Genomic DNA, 18,169 nt, shown 5'->3' with positions numbered 1-18,169 from the left:
GTAACGGCTTCGGACGACTCGGACGCTCAAGCGCCCGCTGCATTTGACGCCCCCAGCCTGCCGTGGCAACGAAAAACGGCGCCCGCAGGCGCCGTTCTTGTCTTGAATCGGGATGATCGCAGCGATCAGTACAACGCCGCCTCGTCATCCAGCACATCGTGAATGATGTCGATGAACATCTTGTCCGCCTCACTCCAGTTCTCGGGAATTCGCACCGTGGTGTTGGCGCTGATTTCCTCTGCGATTTTCTGGTCGGCGTTGGGATCGTCCTTGTGGCGGCGGGCGATCTCGATGCACTTGACCGCGACGGTCGGGTCACTCAGGACCTTTTTGATGAAGACACGCAGCTCATCGATAATGCGTGCCTGACGGCTTTCGGATGCAGTGCTCATAGGTGTCTCCAGGTTGGCTGTGCCGGGCAGATGGTTTGTCTAACGCTAACCAAGCTGCCCGGTGAGGGCAAGCGACTTTAGCCGCAGTCCCGTCTTTACAGCATGATCCCGCGCAGGGTGAAGAACAGCGTCGCCGCCATCGCCGCCGAAGCCGGCACGGTGATGATCCAGGCCGCGGCAATCCGCATCAGCTGGGAGCGCTTGACCAGCTCCTCCTGATAGATCTTCTTCAGGCGCTTGCGCTCTTTCTTCGACAGCGGCACCTGCACCTTGTTCTTCTTGGCCTCCTTCAGCATGGCTTCCATTTCCTCGACGGACGCCTCGCGGAAGCGGGCCAGGAAGTCATCCAGGCGCGCCCGGTCCTCACCCTGGTGATCCTCCAGGATGCTGTGGAGCTGCGAGGCGTAGCTGCGCTTGAGGTACTCACGCAGGAAGCCGACGCCGAAGACGCCGCCCAGGGCAATGTGGGTGGAGCTTACCGGCAGCCCCAACTGGGAGGCGATGATCACCGTAATCGCCGCCGACAGGGCCACACAGAAGGCGCGGGTCTTGTCCAGCTCGGTGATCTCGGTGCCGACGGTCCGGATCAGGCGCGGGCCGAACAGAGTCAGCCCCAGGGACAGGCCGACAGCACCCACCACCATGACCCACAGCGGAATCGCCGCTGCGGTGGCCACCGCGCCCTGGGTCAGGGCCTCGTTGATGGCTGCCAATGGGCCGATGGCGTTGGCCACGTCGTTGGCGCCGTGAGCGAAGCTGAGCAGCGCTGCGGCGAAGATCAGCGGCCAGGTGAACAGACTGTTGACGGTGTTCTCGCCGTTGGACAGGGTCGAGGCCTTGCGACGGATGTAGAAACGCATCAGGAACAGCACGGCGGCGGCCACCCCGACGCCCACCAGGGCGGCACTCAGGAAGTCCACCTTGATCACGTGCTTGACGCCCTTGAGCATCAGGTAGGTACCGAATGCCCAGGCCATCAGCGCGACGATCCAGGGCACCACGCGGCGGGCCGAAGCCACCATGTTGGACTGGTACAGCACCGTCTTCTTGAGGACGAACAGGAAGAACGCGGCGATCAATCCACCCAGCACCGGAGAGATCACCCAGCTGGCGGCAATCGCGCCCATCACGCCCCAGTTGGCGATACCCCAGCCGCCCGCAGCAATGCCCGCGCCGAGAACACCACCGACGATGGAATGCGTCGTGGACACCGGTGCGCCCATCCAGGTGGCCAGATTGAGCCACAGGGCTCCGGCCAGCAGGGCCGCTGTCATCAGCCAGACAAAGGTCTGCACGTCGGTCAGGCTGGCGGGGTTGATGATCCCCTTCTTGATGGTGGACACCACGTCGCCGCCGGCGATGAGCGCACCCCCGGCCTCGAACAGCGCAGCCACCACAATGGCCGCCCCCAGGCTCATGGCGCCCGATCCCACCGCCGGGCCCACATTATTGGCCACGTCGTTGGCGCCGATATTCAGCGCCATATAGCCGCCGATCACGGCCGCCGCCATCAACAGACTGCTTCCAGGTAATCCGTCACCCAGCTGGCCCACGAAGAGCCAGACAATCACGAGAAAGAAAAGGCTGATCCCGAGCCGGAACCGCTCGGTTCGCTTGCTGGTAAACGCGCCATCCATGAAAGACACATTCTGGGCCATTACAGATCACCACAGTTGTCGAGTCGATTTCAGGTTGGCGCCACTATAGGCAGTTCGTAAACAAAATGAAACTTTGCCGTCATCTTTGCCGGGGAAACCCCGTATGTCGCCATTAACGACAAAAAACGCGACCACGGCAACACCCCGTCGACGGAAGATTTTACAATGAATGACCTGAGCGCCCGGCAAAGCCGCGGGACGTGCATTATCATGCAGCAAAACATATTGAAATAACTGGCATTTTGGCGATCACTCCAGGCGCCGGAGAAGCACAACCCACGCATGTCCCCTCATACACAAGCAGGTGCCGTCCCCGCTGTCGCTGACGACGAAGCCCGGCAATCGGCCCGCATCGTCATTGGCCTGTCCCTGGGAGCGCTGCTCAGCCTGGCACTGGTTGGCCTGGCCTCATGGCAGGCGGGGCAGCGGGTGCACGCCGAGGTGCTGGGCCTGTTCTTTCTGCTGGTCAGCATCAATCTGCTGGTCTACCGCCTGACCATTCGCCTGGAGTGGATGAAAACCGGTCTGCTGGGCATCGCCGGAGGCCTGTTTGCCTACCTGATCGCCAGCGGCGGCGAAAGCGGCACTGGCCCCCTGTGGCTATACGTGCTGCCGCCGGTCATCTTCTACCTGACGAGCCTGCGCGCCGGCACCGTGATGCTGACGGTGATGTTGATATTCACGCTGGTCGTCTTTCGTTTTCCGCAACTGCCGTTCGTGCTCACCCATTACGGAACGGATTTCCAGTTGCGTTTTATCACCACGCTGCTGTTCGAGTCGGTCTGCTGTTTCTTTATGGAAAGCAGCCGTCGCAAGGCCCGCGCCGAATGGATGCGCCTGGCTGAGGCCCACGAGCAGGCCGCCCACACCGACAGCCTCACCGGCCTGCCCAACCGCCGCGACATGCAGCGCCAACTGGCGGAGGAGTTTGCCCGCTACCGCCGCTCCGGGCGGCACTTCTCGGTCTGCCTGATCGACCTGGACCTGTTCAAGCAGATCAACGACGACTACGGACACGACGCCGGCGACACGGTCCTGCTGGCGTTCGCCGGCCTGATGGAACGAGTGTGCCGGGAAAGCGACCGTCTGTGCCGCTGGGGGGGCGAGGAATTCCTGGTGCTACTGCCGGACACGTCCCTGTTGCAGGCTCTGAGCCTGGCCGAACGCCTGCGTGATACCGTCGAGCACCACACCTTCCGCGACCACGACCGAACCCTGCCGGTCACGCTCAGCGCCGGCGTCTGTTCCATCAGCCAGTTCGATTCCATCGACGCCCTGCTGCGCCAGGCCGACAAGCAGCTCTACGACGCCAAATCCGCCGGCCGCAATCGCATCGCGCCCCCGGTACGCCGCAAGGGCAAACGGTCGCCCGGCGCATGACGCTGCCTTGAGGGGCATTCCGCCAGCGGCTACCATAGCCCGCCCAGACAGCAACACGAGACTCTTGTTATGGCCCGGATTCGCATTCTGGTAGGCACGGTATACGGCGGCGCCCTGATGACCGCGCGCGCCATCCGCAAAGACCTGGAGAGTCAGGGCCATCAGGTCACCGTGCTGGAGAAACCCACGCTGACCGATCTCACCGACAGCGACGATGCCGTGCTGGTCTGCACCTCCACCACCGGCCAGGGCGAAGTCCCGGCGCCGCTGCTGCCATTCTACGTGGAACTGCGCGAGACCCTGCCGATGCAACCGGGCCGGCCATTCGGGGTCATCGTGCTGGGGGACAGCTCCTACGGCGACACCTACTGCGGCGCCGGTGAGCTGATGGAGGAAGCCTTCTACGAAATCGCCTGTCGCAAGGTGGGCGAGACCCTGCGTATCGACGCCCTGGAAACCGTCGACCCGGAAAACGAGGCCCTGCCGTGGGCCCGGGACTGGGCGGACGCCGTCGACCGGATCACCTGATCACTGAGGCAACGCAAAAACTGAACGCTGCGCCATACCTCTTGAGACGTTGGGCGATTCTGCCCATACTGCGACTGCACACGTGATATTGACGAGGCCCTGGCGGGCCCGGGACCGGCCACTCCAGGAAGCCGCCCGCGACAACAAACACAACAAAGAACCAATTCCGTGCTTCGACCCGCTCTGTTTCTCGCCTTACTGGGCGTCTGTCTGTTAGCGGCAGCCGATGGTCGCGACGATCTGGCCACCCAGCGTCACATCGAACCCGCCATCGATTACCGGCTATTCCCCGACGCCGGAAACGCGCCCGACGACCCGCTCGTCGCGGCTCAACTCGACGGCTGGCACCGACTGCCGCCGGGCCGCTCCGCCAACTTCGGTTATCGCGAGGATGTCGCCTGGTTCCGCCTCGACGTGCCCACCTTGCCCGAGGCCCGGCAACAGATCCTGGAAATCGGCTACCCGCAACTCGACTCCGTCCGCATCTATCTACTGCGCGACGACCGCGTCGCCGGCCAGTTGGACAGCGGCGACTGGCAACCCATGGCCAACCGCCCCTTGCAGCACCCTCATGTGCTCTACCCCTATACCGTCGATCCCGACAGCCGCTACCGCTTCCTGATCCGGGTGCAGACCAGCGGCGCGCTGCAGGTGCCCATCACCGTCTGGGAGCGGGACGCCTTTTTCGATCACATCTCCCGGATCGACCAGGCCCATGCGGTCTACTACGGCATTCTGATCACAGTGATCTTCTTCAACCTGTTCGTATTCTTGGCCATGCGCGAGGCCACCTACCTCTACTACGCGCTGGCCACCTTCGGCTACCTGTTCCTGATGTCGACCCTGCGCGGGATCACCTATCCGCTGCTGTGGCCCGACAATCCCTGGATGCAGAATCATTCGATGATGCTGTCGGTGCCCCTGGCGATGCTGTTCTCGCTGCTGTTCGCGCGCGCATTTCTTGGCCTGAACCAGCGCAGCCCGGTCCTGGACCGTCTGGTCCGGCTGGCCATCATCGCCAACCTGCTGGCGATCCTGGGCAGCTTCCTGCTCGACTACAACGCGTCCATGCGCCTGTCGGTCGCCCTGGCGATCCCCAGTTGCCTGCTGCTCACCGGGATCGGGCCGCTGGAATGGTGGCGCGGCAACCGCCCCGCCCGGCTCTATACCTTTGCCTGGGGGCTGCTGACCCTGGGCAGCGCCCTGACCGCCGCCAACAAGTACGGCTGGATTCCCAGCAACTTCCTGACCGACTTCGGCATGGAAATCGGCTCGGCACTGGAAGCCCTGCTGCTGACCGTTGGTCTGGCGGCGCGTCTCTACCAGGAGCGGGAGGAGAAAGTCGAAGCCCGGGAATCGCAGTTGCGGGCCCTGGAGGCACGACGCCAGGCGGAGCTGCGGATGATGGAGCAGGCCCTGCACAACCCGCTCACTCACCTGCCCAACCGCAGTTCGTTCGAACTGCTGCTGCAGGATCTGCTGACCCGGGAAAGCGACCGCCGCCACGCGGTGGGCATCGTCCAGCTGGGCAACCTGGACACCATCACCCGCACCCTCGGCCACCAGAACACCGACCGGGTGCTGGAACTGGCCGCTCAGCGCTTCAACAGCGTGTGCCGCGATCTGCCCGGGGTCTACTCGGTGGAGCGGGACGCCCGGCACACCTTCCACGCCGCCTCGCTCGAATCCGCCACCTTCGGCTTCATTGTCGACGCCGACACCGCCCAGAGCCAGCGGCGTCGCATCATCGAATGCCTGGAAGCGATCCGCGCGCCACTGGACTACCTGGGCATGCAACTGCCACTGGAACCCGTGGCCGGCGTGGCGGTTTCGCCGGATCACGGCAATGACCCCAACACCCTGATCCGCAAGGCCTATGTGGCCCGGGAAAGCCTGGAGGCGCGGGAACGGGGATTGGCCTACTACCATCCCCGACACGATTCTTACAGCGCGGACCGCCTGACCCTCGCTTCCAGCCTGCGCGAGGCCCTGAAATCGGACCAACTGGCGCTGTATCTGCAGCCCAAGCTGGACCTGCGGACCCGTCAGGTGGCCGGTGTGGAAGCACTGATCCGCTGGCCCGGACGCGAGCCGGCCGTAAGCGCCGACCAGATCGTCGCCGTGGCGGAACAGACCGGCCTGATCAAACCACTGACGCGCTGGGTCCTGGAACAAGGCCTGGGCATCCGCGAAGCCCTGGTGCGGGCGGGTTACCCGGAGCTGAGCGTGTCGGTGAACGTGTCACCGAACAACCTGCGCGAGCAGGAATTCCCGCTGTTCGTGCAGCGCCTGCTGACCAGCCACCCGCAGCACGCCGGCAAGCTGATTCTGGAAGTGACGGAAACGTCGATGATGCTGGACCCGGCGAACTCCCTGCGCGCCCTGCGCTCGCTGCATTACACGGGCATCCCGCTGTCCATCGACGACTTCGGCTCGGGCTACTCGTCGCTGTCGTACATCAAGCGGCTGCCGGCCCGGGAAATCAAGATCGACCGCTCGCTGATTACCGACCTGAGCGAACTGCCCGAGGACCGGGTCATCGTGCAGACCACCATCAACATGTGCCACGACCTGGGCTACGCCGTCGTCGCCGAGGGCGTGGAAGACCATGCCACGCTGGATTTACTGGGAGAGATGGGCTGCGACATGGTGCAGGGCTATGTCATGACACCGCCGCAGCCGATGAAGGATTTCCTGGCGTGGATGGAGGATCAGGCGGCGTCCGAGCAACGCCGCGCCTGATTCAATGCCGGCACATCACTTGCGGCGCTGGCGGATCAGCGCTTCCTGGGTGGTGGAGGCCACCAGCACGCCGTCCCGGTTGAAGAAGTTGCCGCGGTTGAAGCCGCGTCCACCCGAAGCACTGGGGCTGTCGGTGTCGTACAGCAGCCAGTCGTCCAGACGGAAATCCCGGTGGAACCAGATGGCGTGGTCGAGGCTGGCCACCTGCATGCCCCGGTTCATGAAACTGACGCCGTGTGGGTTGAGCGAAGTCCCCAGCAGCCCGAAATCCGACGAGTAGGCCAGCAGGCAGCGGTGCAGCACCGGGTCGTCCGGCAGGTCGCCCTGGGCGCGCAGCCAGGCCTGTTTATGGGGCGGCCTGGCCTCGGGCTTGAGCGGGTTGACCGGGTCCACCGGGCGAATCTCGATGGGGCGCGGGCGGGTCAGCTGCTCGCGACGGTCCTCCGGGATATGCTGCTTGATCATCAGCGCCAGGGCGTGCTCGGACTTGAGCTGCTCGTGGTCCGGCGCGTCGGGCATGGTGTCCTGGTGATCGAAACCGTCTTCCGGGGCCTGGAACGACATCGAGCCGGTGAGGATCTCCTTACCCGCCTGACGGGCGATCACCCGGCGTACCGAGAAGGTGCCGCCGTCACGAACGCGCTGCACTTCGTAGTCGATGGGCAGTTCCTTGTTCCCCGGGCGCAGGAAATAGGCATGCAGGGAATGCGCGGGCCGGCCCTCAACGGTGCGGCTGGCCGCCATCAGCGCCTGGCCCAGCACCTGCCCGCCAAACACGGCGGGAAACCCCAGATCCTCACTGTCCCCCTGGAAGTGATCATCGCCAATCGGCGCCAGGTCGAGCAATTCGACCAGCTTGCGCGTGACATCCAGCATGCCTGCTCCTGTTTACGGTGTCTGTTTCCGGTCTCTCATTCGGGGCGGCGCTGTGACAACGGCGCCCGGTCGGGAAGGTGGATTATACAGGAAGCGGGCCCGACACGGGCCCGGGTAGGTGTCGTTCGATGCCAGGCAAAGGCATGGTTCGTGGCCGGTCGCGGGATCAGTCGCCGTGGATCGGCGGCACTTCCTTGGCCAGGGACTGCTTCTCGATGGCGAAGTCACCGGTGACCGCAAAGCCACGGATGGTGCCCTCAGCGTCCTTGAACAGTGCACGCACGCTGCGGCCATCCTGCTCGATTTCCCAGTCGCCTTTGGTTTCCGGTGCCGGCGGCGCCACCGCCACCGGGCAGCAGGGTGTCTTGACCATCACCGGCATCACACCATAGGACACCTCGGTCGGCGTGCCGGTCAGGGTCTTGGCCAGGGCGCGGGCGCTGGCCATCAGCGGCAGCACGTACATCAGCACATGGCCATCCACCTCGGCGCAGTCGCCCAGGGCGTAGACGTTGTCGGCGCTGGCCTGCAGGGTCCGGCTCACCTGGATGCCCTGGCCCACGTCGAGGCCGGCGGTCCGGGCCAGCTCGACCCGCGGGCGCAGGCCCACGGCGGAGAGCACGCGATCAGCGTCGACCGTCTCGCCATTGGCCAGGGTCAGGCGCACGCTGTCGCCCTCGTGCGCGATCCGCTCCACCACGGTCTCCAGGTGGAAACGTACGCCTTCGTCCTGCAGGGCGGCCGCCACGGCGTTACCCGCCACCGGCGGAATCAGCCCCGGCATGACCGTGTCGGACGGGGCGATCACGTCCACCTCGTAACCACCGTTACGCAGGTCGTTGGCGAACTCACAGCCGATCAGACCGGCGCCCATGATGGCCACACGGGATTCAGCCTTCAGCGTCTTGCGGAACGCCCGGTAGTCCATCAGGTCGTTGATGGAGTAAACGAATTCCTGGCCGTCGCCATCCAGTGACAGGCGGATCACGTCGGCGCCCCAGGCCAGCACCAGCTTGCTGTAGGCCAGTCGCTCGTCGCCGATCAGCACACACTGGGCCTCGGTATCCAGGCCGGTCACCGTGGTGTGGGTCCGCACCTCCAGGTTGAGCTGCTCCGCCATACCGGCGGCATCGGCCTGGGCCAGCTCGTCGGCCTCTTTGCCCTTGGTGAAACCGGTGGACAGCATCGGCTTGGAGTAGCTGTGGCCGTCGTCCGCCGTGATCATGAGCACCGGCACCTCTTTGTCCTGCTTGCGGATCTCGCGGGCCAGCGAATAACCGGACAGACCGGTGCCGATAATGACGATGGGGGCATCCTGACTCATGCCACTGCTCTCCTCTGATTAGCCATTTGCACGCCGGCCATGCAGCCGGTCGCGGGGGATCGGGATCAGCCGATCTCAATCATCTCGAAGTCTTCCTTGCCGACGCCGCAGTCCGGGCATACCCAGTCTTCAGGCACGTCTTCCCAGGCAGTCCCCGGCTCGATGCCGTCTTCCGGCCAGCCCTGGGCCTCGTCGTAAATCCAGCCACAGACGACACACTGCCACTTTTTCATCGTTTTCCTCCAGGTTCTCTCATCCGGTCAGGGATCTTAAATGTTCTACAATCGAGCGCGCAATTGCGCTCAGCGTACATGTGTTCATTGGGCCCGACATGATACGCCTTGTGCGCGGCAGGACCAATTCCCCGGCGATTGCCTCTGCCTAGCTACGCCATAGCCACATCGGTATCAACCCCGATGCCCCTCCCGCGACGCATCCGGCTTGGGTATAATGGGCCGTTTTTGGGGAGCCGGCGGCGGCCGTTCCCCCCGGAACAGGATCCCAGGGTATGACTGACAGCCACGACGAACTGCAACGCGTCTTCGACGAAGCCGACTGCCTCTGTAGCGAGGCACAGGTGCAACAGGCCATCGATTCCATGGCGCAAGGCATTGCCGAACGGCTTCAAGGTCGTGATCCGCTGCTGTTCTGCGTCATGAACGGCGGCCTGATCCTGACCGGGCAGCTGCTGCCGCGTCTGCCGTTCCCGCTGCAGGCGGAATACCTGCACGCCACCCGCTACCGCCAGGAAACCACCGGCGGCATCCTCGAATGGAAGCTGCGCCCGGACGCCGACATGACCGGCCGCACCGTGCTGATCGTCGACGACATCCTCGACGAGGGCACCACCCTCAACGCCATCGTCGACTACTGCAAGGCCCAGGGTGCCGCCGAAGTGCTCACCGCCGTGCTGGTAGACAAGCAGCACGACCGCAAGGCCCGCCCCGGCCTGAAGGCGGACTTTACCGGGCTGGAAGTGGAAGACCGTTTCCTGTTCGGCTTCGGCATGGACTACAAGGGCTACTGGCGCAACGCTCCGGGCATCTATGCCGTCAAAGGGCTGTGAACGGCACCGTCACGACACGCCGGCCGTGATTCCGGCCTGCCACTGGCACCCCAACGCCGGCGCGGCCAGACTCTCGCACCCCGGCGCGGTGGAAGGCGCGGCGCTGTGGCTGACACTGGAAGGCTCGTTGACCCAGGCCCTCAAGGCACGCTGTCGCGAGCATTTTGCCGTGGAGGTCCTGCGCGAATGCTTCGATCGCCCCAGCTTCGATGAAGCCCGCCTGCTGGGGCTGAACGATCGTGAACTCTGCTGGATCCGCGAAGTCCATCTTCGCGGCGACGGCCAGCCCTGGGTGCTGGCCCGTACGGTGATTCCCCTGGCCACCCTGAATGGCCCCGGCAAACGCCTGCGGCAGCTCGGCCGCCAGCCCCTGGGCGCCTACCTGTTCCATCACCGTCGCTGGCAGCGCGGACCGCTGGAAACCGGCATCGCTCGCCAGGCCGGCCATGACCCGGCCATCGGGCGACGCTCCTGCTTCCGCCGCGGTTCTCACGCGCTCCTGGTCAGCGAATTCTTCTACTCGCAGCTGCTGCGAGCCAGGCCAGCGCTCTAACGTTCCGGGCCGCATTGGACGGTTCGCTTCAATCCGCTGCGCTCCGGCGGCTATAATCGGTCAGCTTTCGTTCACCGGACCTGCCAGGGACCCCATGACGCTCGACTTTCTGCCCGCCAACCTGCAAACCAAGCTCTCCGCCTACTACCGCCTGACGCGGCTGGACCGCCCGATCGGCTCCCTGCTGGTGCTTTGGCCGACCCTGTGGGCCCTGTGGCTGGCCGGGGACGGCATACCGGCGATCGGCAACCTGGTGGTGTTCGTGCTGGGCGTGTTCATGATGCGATCCGCCGGCTGCGCCATCAACGACTTCGCCGACCGCAAGGTGGACGGCCACGTCAAACGCACCAAGGCGCGCCCGCTGGCCACCGGCGAGATCAAACCGGCGGAAGCGGTTTTGCTGTTTCTGGGCCTGTGCCTGGCGTCGTTCCTGATGGTGGTATTCTTCACCAATACCCTGACGCTCTACCTGTCGTTCGGCGGGCTGGTGCTGGCCTTCATCTATCCGTTCATGAAGCGCTACACCCACCTGCCCCAACTGTTCCTGGGGGCCGCTTTCTCCTGGGCCATTCCCATGGCCTGGGCGGCGGAGGCCAACGACGTGACGCGCCTGACCTGGCTGCTGTTCACCGCCAACCTGCTGTGGACCGTGGCCTACGACACCCTCTACGCCATGGTGGACCGCGACGACGATCTGAAGATCGGGGTCAAGTCCACGGCGATCCTGTTCGGCGAAGCGGACCGCCTGATTGTCGGTATCCTGCAGGCGCTGACGGTGCTGATCCTGGCCATGGTGGGCGTGCAGTCGGATCTGGGGACTTTCTATTACCTGGGGTTACTGGGCATGGCGGTGCTGTTCGTGTACCAGCAGCATCTGGCGCGCTTCCGCGAACGCGAGCCCTGTTTCAAGGCGTTCCTCAACAACAACTGGGCCGGCGCCGCCGTCTTCTCGGGCCTCTTCCTCGACCTGTTGCTGTAGCGGCGGTGACAGGAATCGGCCCCGTCCGGCCCTTGTCATATACTTGTAACAAATGACGGTTGTAATGAGCCAGCAACACGAGTGGGGTTTCTCCTGAAACCCGACTCCATTCGCTGGTGATGACAGGGTGAAATGTCATGACAGGAAAGACTGTTCTGATTGTCGATGATGAGGCATCGATTCGCGAGATGATCGCGGTCGCGTTGGAAATGGCCGACTACGACTATCTGGAAGCGGCCGACGCACTGGAAGCGCACGCCATGATCGTGGACAAGAAGCCGGACCTGGTCCTGCTGGACTGGATGCTGCCGGGTACCAGCGGCATCGAGCTGGCCCGACGCCTCAAGAAGGAAGAGACCACGGCGGAAATCCCCATTATCATGCTCACCGCCAAGGTCGAGGAAGACAACAAGGTGCAGGGCCTGGAGTCCGGCGCCGACGATTACATCACCAAGCCGTTCTCCCCGCGCGAACTGGTGGCGCGCCTCAAGGCCGTGCTGCGCCGCACGACGCCGGCCGGGGTGGAAACACCGGTCGAGGTCAACGGCCTGCAGCTCGACCCGGCCAGCCACCGGGTGACGACACCGACCGGCGCGGTCGACATGGGACCAACCGAGTACAAGCTGCTGCAGTTCTTCATGACCCACCAGGAGCGCGTCTATACCCGTGCGCAATTGCTGGATCAGGTCTGGGGCGGTAATGTCTACGTCGAGGAACGCACCGTCGATGTGCACATCCGGCGCTTGCGTAAAGCGCTGGGAGACAAATACGATCACCTGATCCAGACGGTCCGGGGCACCGGCTACCGGTTCTCGACCCAGGCCGCCTGACCGGCCAAGTCCCGCCGGGGCGTTCCAGCATCACCATGTACCGACGCCGGCAACTGCGCCCGGCGTCCTGACGGGAAGTGCCCATGCAGCATAACTGGTCACACTACTTGCGCCTGTTGATCGGGGGCCTGGTGGCCTTGGTTATCGTGGGCTTCTGGTTCGGCTACCCGCTGATCGGGCTGCTGGTCGGCCTGGTGGTGTTTACGATCTGGAACCTGTACCAGACCCGCCGCCTGCATCACTGGCTCTACCATCCCGACGATGACGACGAAGCCCCCGGCTCGGTGGGCCTGTGGGGCGAGCTGTTCGACGGCCTGCATCGCATGCACCAGAACCATCTGCGCACCCGGGACCAGCTGCAGGCCCGCATCAACCGCGTACAGGAATCCACCAACGCCATGCGCGACGGCGTGGTCATGACCGATGCCGACGGGGTGATGGAGTGGTGGAACTGGTCCGCCGAACACCTGCTGGGCTTCCGCCGGGAAACCGACCGCGGCCAGCCGATCCACAACCTGATCCGCAGCCCGGCCTTCAAGACCTATTTCGATGCCCGCGACTACCGGGAACCGCTGGAACTGCGCTCGCCGGCCAAGCCCCACATCCACCTGCAGATCCAGATCAGCCTGTTCGGCGACGACGACCGCCTGATCGTGGCCAAGGATGTGACGCGGCTGGTGCAGCTGGAACAGATGCGGCGGGATTTCGTGTCCAATGTGTCCCACGAAATGCGCACACCGCTGACCGTGATCAGCGGCTACCTGGAAACCCTGTCCGACCACGCCGACGAAGCGCCGCCCAAGTGGAAGCGGGCCCTGGCCACCATGAGCCAGCAGTCGGAACGGATGGAAGCACTGATCACCGACCTGATCCTGCTGGCCAAGCTGGAAACCGGCGAGCAGCACGTCGACGACCGGGTCACCGACGTGTCGGCCCTGATCCGTCAGACCTGCAGCGACGCCCGCGCCTTCAGCGGCGATTCCGGCCACGAGATCGACATGAACATCGGCGAGCGGCACTACCTGTTCGGCGACGAGAACCAGCTGCGCAGCGCCTTCTCCAACATCATCTTCAACGCCGTCAAATACACCCCGGCGGGTGGCACCATCAAGGTTCGCTGGTACACCGACCGGGACGGTGCCCACCTGGCGGTCAAGGACAGCGGGATCGGTATCGACCCGATCCATATTCCGCGCCTGACCGAACGCTTCTACCGCGCCGATCCCAGCCGCCACCAGCAGACCGGCGGCACCGGCCTGGGCCTGGCCATCGTCAAGCATGTGCTGCTCAACCACGACGGCCGGCTGGAGATCCACAGCCACCCCGGCGAAGGCAGCGAGTTCATCTGCCATTTCCCGCGCACGCGACTGACCGAAGCGCCGATCAAGAGCGCCTGAGAGGTCGCCCGGCGGGAATCGCTAGCCGGCGCGAAAGCGGGCGATGAAGCGTGACAGGTCTTCCATTTTCTGGGGGTCGTCGTCGACGAAGCGGATCACCAGGCTGACGAAATCCGTGTCCTGGCGTTTTTCCACCGCCTGCAGCTGGTGCACGTAACCGTTGAGGCGGGCCATCTCGCCCTCACGGAACTCGATGTCCACCACCGCCTGGTCGAGGATGCCCGGGAACGACTGGTCGCGCTTGGCGATGCAGCGTATCTCGGTCAGGGTGATGTCCTTCACCACACACGGCAGGGTGGATTCCGCGAAGCGCACGCTGGCCACGCTGCGGGCCTTGGGGGCCGGACGGCCGGCAGCCGGCGGCTCGCTGGCGCTGGACGGCTTACGGGTCAGCAGCGCGGCGGATTCCTTGAACGCATCCGCCGGCCCCTCCATGGATCCCCCGGACGCGCCCATCGCCTGTTTCAGCTTGCGCCCCATCACTTTGGTGATCTTCTTGCTCAGGCCGTCCGGACTGAACGGCTTGCCCAAGTATTCCGAGACCCCCTCCTGGACCGCCTCGACCACGTGGGACTTGTCGCCGCGACTGGTGATCATGATGAACGGGCAACTCTTGTAATGCTCGTTCTGACGCATCCAGCGCAGCAGCTCCAGGCCAGACATTTCCGGCATCTCCCAGTCGCACAGCACCAGATCGTAGACGGTCTTGGTCATCAGGAACTGGGCCTTCTTGCCGTTGGTCGCCTCGGTCATTTCCATGACCGGGAAGCGGCTGCGGACGGTGCGTTTGATCAGGTCCCGGACGAAGCTGGCGTCGTCCACCACCAGCGCCTTGAGCTTTGCCATACTGCGGCCCTTTTTGGAGTATTGCCCCCACTATAGCCCAAGCCACCCGGCGGCCCTGTTGCACAACCGTGTTATTCCTTAAAAAATTGTCATTGGCAGGACGTACTGGCGGTGTTTTCGGCCGGTCAAAACAGGCTACCATGCGGATTCGCCCCGGTTACCAGCGAGAGGATGCCCCATTGAGACCACGGACTGCCAGACGACGGATCCCTGCCCAACGAACCCTGTGCGGCCTGCTGCTGAGCAGTTGCCTCCTGCCCGGCCTGGGCCAGGCCGCCACAGACAGTGAGGCCGCCAGCGGCACCACGCCGTTCAGCGACTGCATCGCCGGACTCAAGGATCAGGCCCTGCAGGCCGGCGTTACGCCGCAAGTCACCGCCGACGTGCTGGACCACGTTACCCTGCTGGACCGGGTGATCGAACTGGACCGCCGCCAGCCGGAGTTCACCACCACCTTCGCCGACTACTTCAACCGCCGGGTCAACGACGCCCGCATCGAGAAAGGCCGTGAGCTGCTCAAGACCCACGCCGACCTGCTCGACCGGGTCACCCGCGAGACCGGCGTCCCCGGCCCCTACCTGGTGGCCTTCTGGGGCCTGGAGACCAACTTCGGCAGTTATTTCGGCAAGATGCCGGTACCCAGCGCGCTCGCCACCCTGGCCTGCGATCACCGCCGCAGCAGCTACTTCTCCGGCGAACTGATTTCCGCCCTGCGCATCATCGACGAGGGCGCGATCGAGCCGGACCAGATGGAAGGTTCCTGGGCCGGCGCCATGGGCCACGTGCAGTTCATGCCTTCGGTGTTCCTGCGCTACGCGGTGGATGCCGACGGCGACGGCAAGCGCGATCTCTGGCACAGCGTGCCGGACGCCATGATGTCCGCGGGCAATTTCCTCAATAACCTGGGCTGGGACGGCGACTATCGCTGGGGCCGTGAGGTGATCCTGCCGGACGGATTCGACTACAGCCAGGCCGGTCTCAAACGCGCGCGCCCGCTCTCCGAGTGGCGCAGTCTGGGCCTGACCGACGCTTTCGGTAACCCACTGGCGCATGCCGACATTGAGGCGGCGCTGCTGGTACCGGCCGGCCACGAGGGCCCCGCGTTCCTCGTCTACCACAACTTCGACGTGATCATGGGCTGGAACCGCTCGGAGTACTACGCACTGGCGGTCGGCAATCTGGCGGACCGCATCGCCGGTGCCGGCGGTCTGCAGCACCCGCCGCCCACCGACCTGCCGCGCCTGTCCCGGCAGGACATCCAGGCCCTGCAAACGGCCCTCAACGACCAGGGTTATGACAGCGGTACACCGGACGGCATCCTGGGCCCGGCCACCCGCGGCGCCATCCGCGATTTCCAGAAAGACCGCAACCTGATCGCCGACGGCTACCCCGACCCCTCGGTCTTCGAGGCCCTCAACATCCAACTGAGCGACCCGGAAGCCAGCTGAATGGACGACAAACCCGACATCCTCGACACCCGCCTGGTGGCCCGCAGCCGGTTATTCGGCATCGAATCGGTTCACCTGCGCTTCAGCAACGGCGAGGAACGTGAGTTCGAACGCCTGCGCACACCGCCCCTGGCTGGCGTCATGTGCGTGCCCCTGCTGGACGACGATACGGTGGTGATGATCCGCGAATACGGCGTCGGCGTGGAAGCCTACCAGCTCACCCTGCCCAAGGGCGCCTACGAGCATGGCGAGGACTGGCGCGACGCGGCCAACCGCGAGTTGAAGGAAGAAATCGGCTACGGCGCCGGTCATCTGGAACGGCTCAAGGACATGACTCTGTCACCGGGCTACATGGGCCATCATATCCGCGCAGTCATCGCCCGCGACCTTTACGAGGAAAGCCTGCCGGGGGACGAACCGGAGCCGCTGGAAGTGGTGACCTGGAAGCTGTCGGAGCTGGAGCAGCTGGTGGCGCGGGAAGACGTGACCGAAGCGCGGGTGATCGCGGCGCTGTTCATGGTGCGCGACCGCCTGGCCCGCCGGGGATAAGGCAAACAGCGCCCCGGGTGGGGCGCTGCAAATCGCCGTCAGGCAGCCAGTGACGACTGGCGACGGCGGCGGCTGCAGGCGAACGCCAGCAGACCGGTGCCCAGCAGGGCCAAAGTACCGGGTTCCGGCACGGACTTATAGGTGATCTCGAGGACCGACTTCTTGATGTAGAAATCGCCACCCAGCGATTTCAGGGTCACACCGAACATACCGTCGGCCAGGGAGGCCACATCGATGTCATAGCCGTAGGCACCGCTATCGACGCCACCGATGTCCCAGTCGCCGTTTTCGGTGTAGCCGAAACCGAACTCCCAGGTCCAGGGTTTGAAGATGTTGTCGTGCTCATCGTCCTTGAGGTACAGCGTCAGAGTACCGGTCAACAGCTCGCTCGCGGCCGGATCGAACACATACTGGTGCTTCCAGGACACGTGGTCGAGGAAACCTTCCAGCTTGTTCACATAACGACCGCCGTAACTTTGCAAGTCTTCCGGCGCGTCCGTCGCATCGCTCAGGAACTTGGTGGTATCCGTCAGCGTGATCACGGTCGCATTGGCGGAACCGCCAGCCAGCAACAGCAGCGCAGCGCCCAGCATCGCTAGGTATCTTTTCATGGCAAAATTCCTTGTTTCGGTTCTTTTTGGGAGAAGGCAGTGGCCCTCAGACCGTGATTAGCAATCGCCAGGCCAATTTTTAACTGCATGTTTTTAAATGATTTTATTCGGAATTATGACGCCGACCTGTAAAGAAACCCGACGAATTATCAGCTTTGCCGGCAGGCCGTTCGACGCCTGTCACACCCGGTAAACGGGCGCTGCTCCGGCGCCGGCCATCGACGCTCTGCGCCTTTCCCGGTAACCTGCCGGCACCGCGCCATTGCGGCCGCCCAGCAACCCGTGGACTCCCGACCATGCGCCTCGACTTTTTCCTCGCCAACGCCGCCGACATGACTCGCAAGGAAGCCCGCCGCTGCATCCTCGGCCGTCGCGTCACCATCAACAACGAGCTGTGCCGCAAAGCGGCCACACACCTGGCGGACGGCGACGTCGTCGAACTCGACGGCCAGCCGCTGACACTTCCCGGTGAACGCTACCTGATGCTGAACAAACCGGCCGATGTGGTCAGCGTCACCCGGGACGGCGAACACACGACCGTGACCGATCTGCTGCCGCCGGAACTGCGCCGCAACCTGCACGTGGCCGGCCGGCTCGATCTGGACACCACCGGTCTGGTGCTGCTGACCACGGACGGCCAGTGGTCACACCGGGTCACGTCCCCCAGGGCAAAGTGCAGCAAACGCTATCGGGTGGAACTGGCGGAACCCTGGACATCGGACATGGTGAGCGCCCTGGAGCAGGGCGTGACGCTGAAAAGCGATAACCGGCCGACCGCGCCGGCCGGTGTCGAGCCGTTATCGGAGAAGCAGCTGCGACTGACCCTCAGCGAGGGGCGCTACCATCAGGTCAAGCGCATGCTGGCGGCCGTGGGCAATCACGTGACCGGATTACACCGGGAAGCGATTGGGGCGGTTACGCTGGACCCGGAGCTGGGTCCCGGAGAATACCGATCGCTGACCGAGGCGGAAATCGACAGCTTCCGATAGG

Annotated in this window: 18 protein-coding genes; 11 read left to right on the top strand and 7 right to left on the bottom strand. The window is 64.4% G+C overall.

Annotated elements, in window-relative coordinates:
- Positions 1 to 125: 125 nt before the first annotated feature.
- Both GQB00_RS18870 and GQB00_RS18865 read right to left on the bottom strand, forming a co-directional pair.
- On the bottom strand, positions 126 to 392 hold the full coding sequence (locus tag GQB00_RS18870) for a hypothetical protein (RefSeq protein WP_111496946.1): 267 nt from the start codon (positions 390 to 392) through the stop codon (positions 126 to 128).
- A gap of 95 nt (positions 393 to 487) precedes the next feature.
- Positions 488 to 2,050 (bottom strand): inorganic phosphate transporter, encoded by a 1,563-nt coding sequence (locus GQB00_RS18865; protein ID WP_111496947.1) that lies wholly within the window; start codon positions 2,048 to 2,050, stop codon positions 488 to 490.
- A gap of 282 nt (positions 2,051 to 2,332) precedes the next feature.
- Between GQB00_RS18865 and GQB00_RS18860 the strand changes: the two genes are divergently transcribed.
- The 3 genes from GQB00_RS18860 to GQB00_RS18850 all read left to right on the top strand — a co-directional run bounded on the left by GQB00_RS18860 (position 2,333) and on the right by GQB00_RS18850 (position 6,700).
- Positions 2,333 to 3,430, top strand: a complete 1,098-nt coding sequence (locus tag GQB00_RS18860; protein ID WP_165857411.1) for a GGDEF domain-containing protein — start codon at positions 2,333 to 2,335, stop codon at positions 3,428 to 3,430.
- Between the two features lie 69 nt (positions 3,431 to 3,499).
- Positions 3,500 to 3,958: a flavodoxin gene (locus GQB00_RS18855; protein ID WP_165857410.1), complete on the top strand. Its 459-nt coding sequence runs from the start codon at positions 3,500 to 3,502 to the stop codon at positions 3,956 to 3,958.
- A gap of 168 nt (positions 3,959 to 4,126) precedes the next feature.
- Entirely contained in the window at positions 4,127 to 6,700 is a 2,574-nt protein-coding gene (locus tag GQB00_RS18850; RefSeq protein ID WP_165857409.1) for an EAL domain-containing protein, read from the top strand.
- Between the two features lie 15 nt (positions 6,701 to 6,715).
- Here GQB00_RS18850 and GQB00_RS18845 read toward each other — a convergent pair whose 3' ends face one another.
- The 3 genes from GQB00_RS18845 to rd all read right to left on the bottom strand — a co-directional run bounded on the left by GQB00_RS18845 (position 6,716) and on the right by rd (position 9,133).
- The gene (locus GQB00_RS18845) at positions 6,716 to 7,576 is read right to left on the bottom strand and encodes an acyl-CoA thioesterase (RefSeq protein ID WP_111496951.1); all 861 of its coding nucleotides are present in this window, start codon (positions 7,574 to 7,576) and stop codon (positions 6,716 to 6,718) included.
- A gap of 166 nt (positions 7,577 to 7,742) precedes the next feature.
- Positions 7,743 to 8,900 carry an FAD-dependent oxidoreductase gene (locus GQB00_RS18840; protein ID WP_165857408.1) on the bottom strand — a complete coding sequence of 386 codons (1,158 nt, stop codon included), beginning with the start codon at positions 8,898 to 8,900 and terminating at the stop codon, positions 7,743 to 7,745.
- Between the two features lie 65 nt (positions 8,901 to 8,965).
- Complete coding sequence (gene rd / locus GQB00_RS18835; protein ID WP_111496953.1) at positions 8,966 to 9,133, bottom strand: rubredoxin; 168 nt, start codon at positions 9,131 to 9,133, stop codon at positions 8,966 to 8,968.
- A 275-nt stretch (positions 9,134 to 9,408) separates the two neighbouring features.
- Between rd and GQB00_RS18830 the strand changes: the two genes are divergently transcribed.
- The 5 genes from GQB00_RS18830 to phoR all read left to right on the top strand — a co-directional run bounded on the left by GQB00_RS18830 (position 9,409) and on the right by phoR (position 13,725).
- Positions 9,409 to 9,966: a hypoxanthine-guanine phosphoribosyltransferase gene (locus GQB00_RS18830; protein ID WP_111496954.1), complete on the top strand. Its 558-nt coding sequence runs from the start codon at positions 9,409 to 9,411 to the stop codon at positions 9,964 to 9,966.
- Positions 9,947 to 10,519 (top strand): chorismate--pyruvate lyase family protein, encoded by a 573-nt coding sequence (locus tag GQB00_RS18825; RefSeq protein WP_111496955.1) that lies wholly within the window; start codon positions 9,947 to 9,949, stop codon positions 10,517 to 10,519. The genes GQB00_RS18830 and GQB00_RS18825 overlap by 20 nt, the downstream gene beginning before the upstream one ends.
- A 94-nt stretch (positions 10,520 to 10,613) precedes the next feature.
- Positions 10,614 to 11,498: a 4-hydroxybenzoate octaprenyltransferase gene (ubiA, locus tag GQB00_RS18820; protein WP_165857407.1), complete on the top strand. Its 885-nt coding sequence runs from the start codon at positions 10,614 to 10,616 to the stop codon at positions 11,496 to 11,498.
- A gap of 137 nt (positions 11,499 to 11,635) precedes the next feature.
- Complete coding sequence (phoB, locus tag GQB00_RS18815; protein ID WP_111496957.1) at positions 11,636 to 12,328, top strand: phosphate regulon transcriptional regulator PhoB; 693 nt, start codon at positions 11,636 to 11,638, stop codon at positions 12,326 to 12,328.
- An 83-nt stretch (positions 12,329 to 12,411) separates the two neighbouring features.
- On the top strand, positions 12,412 to 13,725 hold the full coding sequence (gene phoR, locus GQB00_RS18810; RefSeq protein ID WP_111496958.1) for a phosphate regulon sensor histidine kinase PhoR: 1,314 nt from the start codon (positions 12,412 to 12,414) through the stop codon (positions 13,723 to 13,725).
- Between the two features lie 21 nt (positions 13,726 to 13,746).
- On the opposite strand, the gene GQB00_RS18805 is transcribed toward phoR, so the two are convergent.
- Entirely contained in the window at positions 13,747 to 14,571 is an 825-nt protein-coding gene (locus GQB00_RS18805) for a response regulator (protein ID WP_165857406.1), read from the bottom strand.
- A 179-nt stretch (positions 14,572 to 14,750) separates the two neighbouring features.
- Between GQB00_RS18805 and GQB00_RS18800 the strand changes: the two genes are divergently transcribed.
- Entirely contained in the window at positions 14,751 to 16,019 is a 1,269-nt protein-coding gene (locus GQB00_RS18800; protein ID WP_416234169.1) for a lytic murein transglycosylase, read from the top strand.
- Positions 16,020 to 16,568 carry an ADP compounds hydrolase NudE gene (nudE, locus tag GQB00_RS18795; RefSeq protein ID WP_111496961.1) on the top strand — a complete coding sequence of 183 codons (549 nt, stop codon included), beginning with the start codon at positions 16,020 to 16,022 and terminating at the stop codon, positions 16,566 to 16,568.
- Between the two features lie 38 nt (positions 16,569 to 16,606).
- Here the strand turns inward: nudE and GQB00_RS18790 are convergent, their stop codons facing one another.
- Positions 16,607 to 17,179 carry a PEP-CTERM sorting domain-containing protein gene (locus tag GQB00_RS18790; RefSeq protein WP_111496962.1) on the bottom strand — a complete coding sequence of 191 codons (573 nt, stop codon included), beginning with the start codon at positions 17,177 to 17,179 and terminating at the stop codon, positions 16,607 to 16,609.
- Between the two features lie 296 nt (positions 17,180 to 17,475).
- On the opposite strand from GQB00_RS18790, the gene GQB00_RS18785 reads away from it, so the two are divergent.
- The gene (locus GQB00_RS18785) at positions 17,476 to 18,168 is read left to right on the top strand and encodes a pseudouridine synthase (protein ID WP_165857404.1); all 693 of its coding nucleotides are present in this window, start codon (positions 17,476 to 17,478) and stop codon (positions 18,166 to 18,168) included.
- The last annotated feature ends 1 nt before the right edge of the window (position 18,169 follow it).

The sequence above is a fragment of the Marinobacter sp. JSM 1782161 genome (genome assembly GCF_011421605.1).
GTDB classification, from domain to species: domain Bacteria; phylum Pseudomonadota; class Gammaproteobacteria; order Pseudomonadales; family Oleiphilaceae; genus Marinobacter_A; species Marinobacter_A bohaiensis.
Note: the sequence above shows the minus strand (reverse complement) of the source record. Positions and strands in the feature narration are given on the sequence as shown.

Coding starts and splice junctions, on each gene's coding strand:
- GQB00_RS18870 (WP_111496946.1), bottom strand. CDS start 392: ATGAGCACTGCATCCGAAAGCCGTCAGGCACGCATTATCGATGAGCTG.
- GQB00_RS18865 (WP_111496947.1), bottom strand. CDS start 2,050: ATGGCCCAGAATGTGTCTTTCATGGATGGCGCGTTTACCAGCAAGCGA.
- GQB00_RS18860 (WP_165857411.1), top strand. CDS start 2,333: ATGTCCCCTCATACACAAGCAGGTGCCGTCCCCGCTGTCGCTGACGAC.
- GQB00_RS18855 (WP_165857410.1), top strand. CDS start 3,500: ATGGCCCGGATTCGCATTCTGGTAGGCACGGTATACGGCGGCGCCCTG.
- GQB00_RS18845 (WP_111496951.1), bottom strand. CDS start 7,576: ATGCTGGATGTCACGCGCAAGCTGGTCGAATTGCTCGACCTGGCGCCG.
- GQB00_RS18840 (WP_165857408.1), bottom strand. CDS start 8,900: ATGAGTCAGGATGCCCCCATCGTCATTATCGGCACCGGTCTGTCCGGT.
- rd (WP_111496953.1), bottom strand. CDS start 9,133: ATGAAAAAGTGGCAGTGTGTCGTCTGTGGCTGGATTTACGACGAGGCC.
- GQB00_RS18830 (WP_111496954.1), top strand. CDS start 9,409: ATGACTGACAGCCACGACGAACTGCAACGCGTCTTCGACGAAGCCGAC.
- GQB00_RS18825 (WP_111496955.1), top strand. CDS start 9,947: ATGCCGTCAAAGGGCTGTGAACGGCACCGTCACGACACGCCGGCCGTG.
- ubiA (WP_165857407.1), top strand. CDS start 10,614: ATGACGCTCGACTTTCTGCCCGCCAACCTGCAAACCAAGCTCTCCGCC.
- phoB (WP_111496957.1), top strand. CDS start 11,636: ATGACAGGAAAGACTGTTCTGATTGTCGATGATGAGGCATCGATTCGC.
- phoR (WP_111496958.1), top strand. CDS start 12,412: ATGCAGCATAACTGGTCACACTACTTGCGCCTGTTGATCGGGGGCCTG.
- GQB00_RS18805 (WP_165857406.1), bottom strand. CDS start 14,571: ATGGCAAAGCTCAAGGCGCTGGTGGTGGACGACGCCAGCTTCGTCCGG.
- nudE (WP_111496961.1), top strand. CDS start 16,020: ATGGACGACAAACCCGACATCCTCGACACCCGCCTGGTGGCCCGCAGC.
- GQB00_RS18790 (WP_111496962.1), bottom strand. CDS start 17,179: ATGAAAAGATACCTAGCGATGCTGGGCGCTGCGCTGCTGTTGCTGGCT.
- GQB00_RS18785 (WP_165857404.1), top strand. CDS start 17,476: ATGCGCCTCGACTTTTTCCTCGCCAACGCCGCCGACATGACTCGCAAG.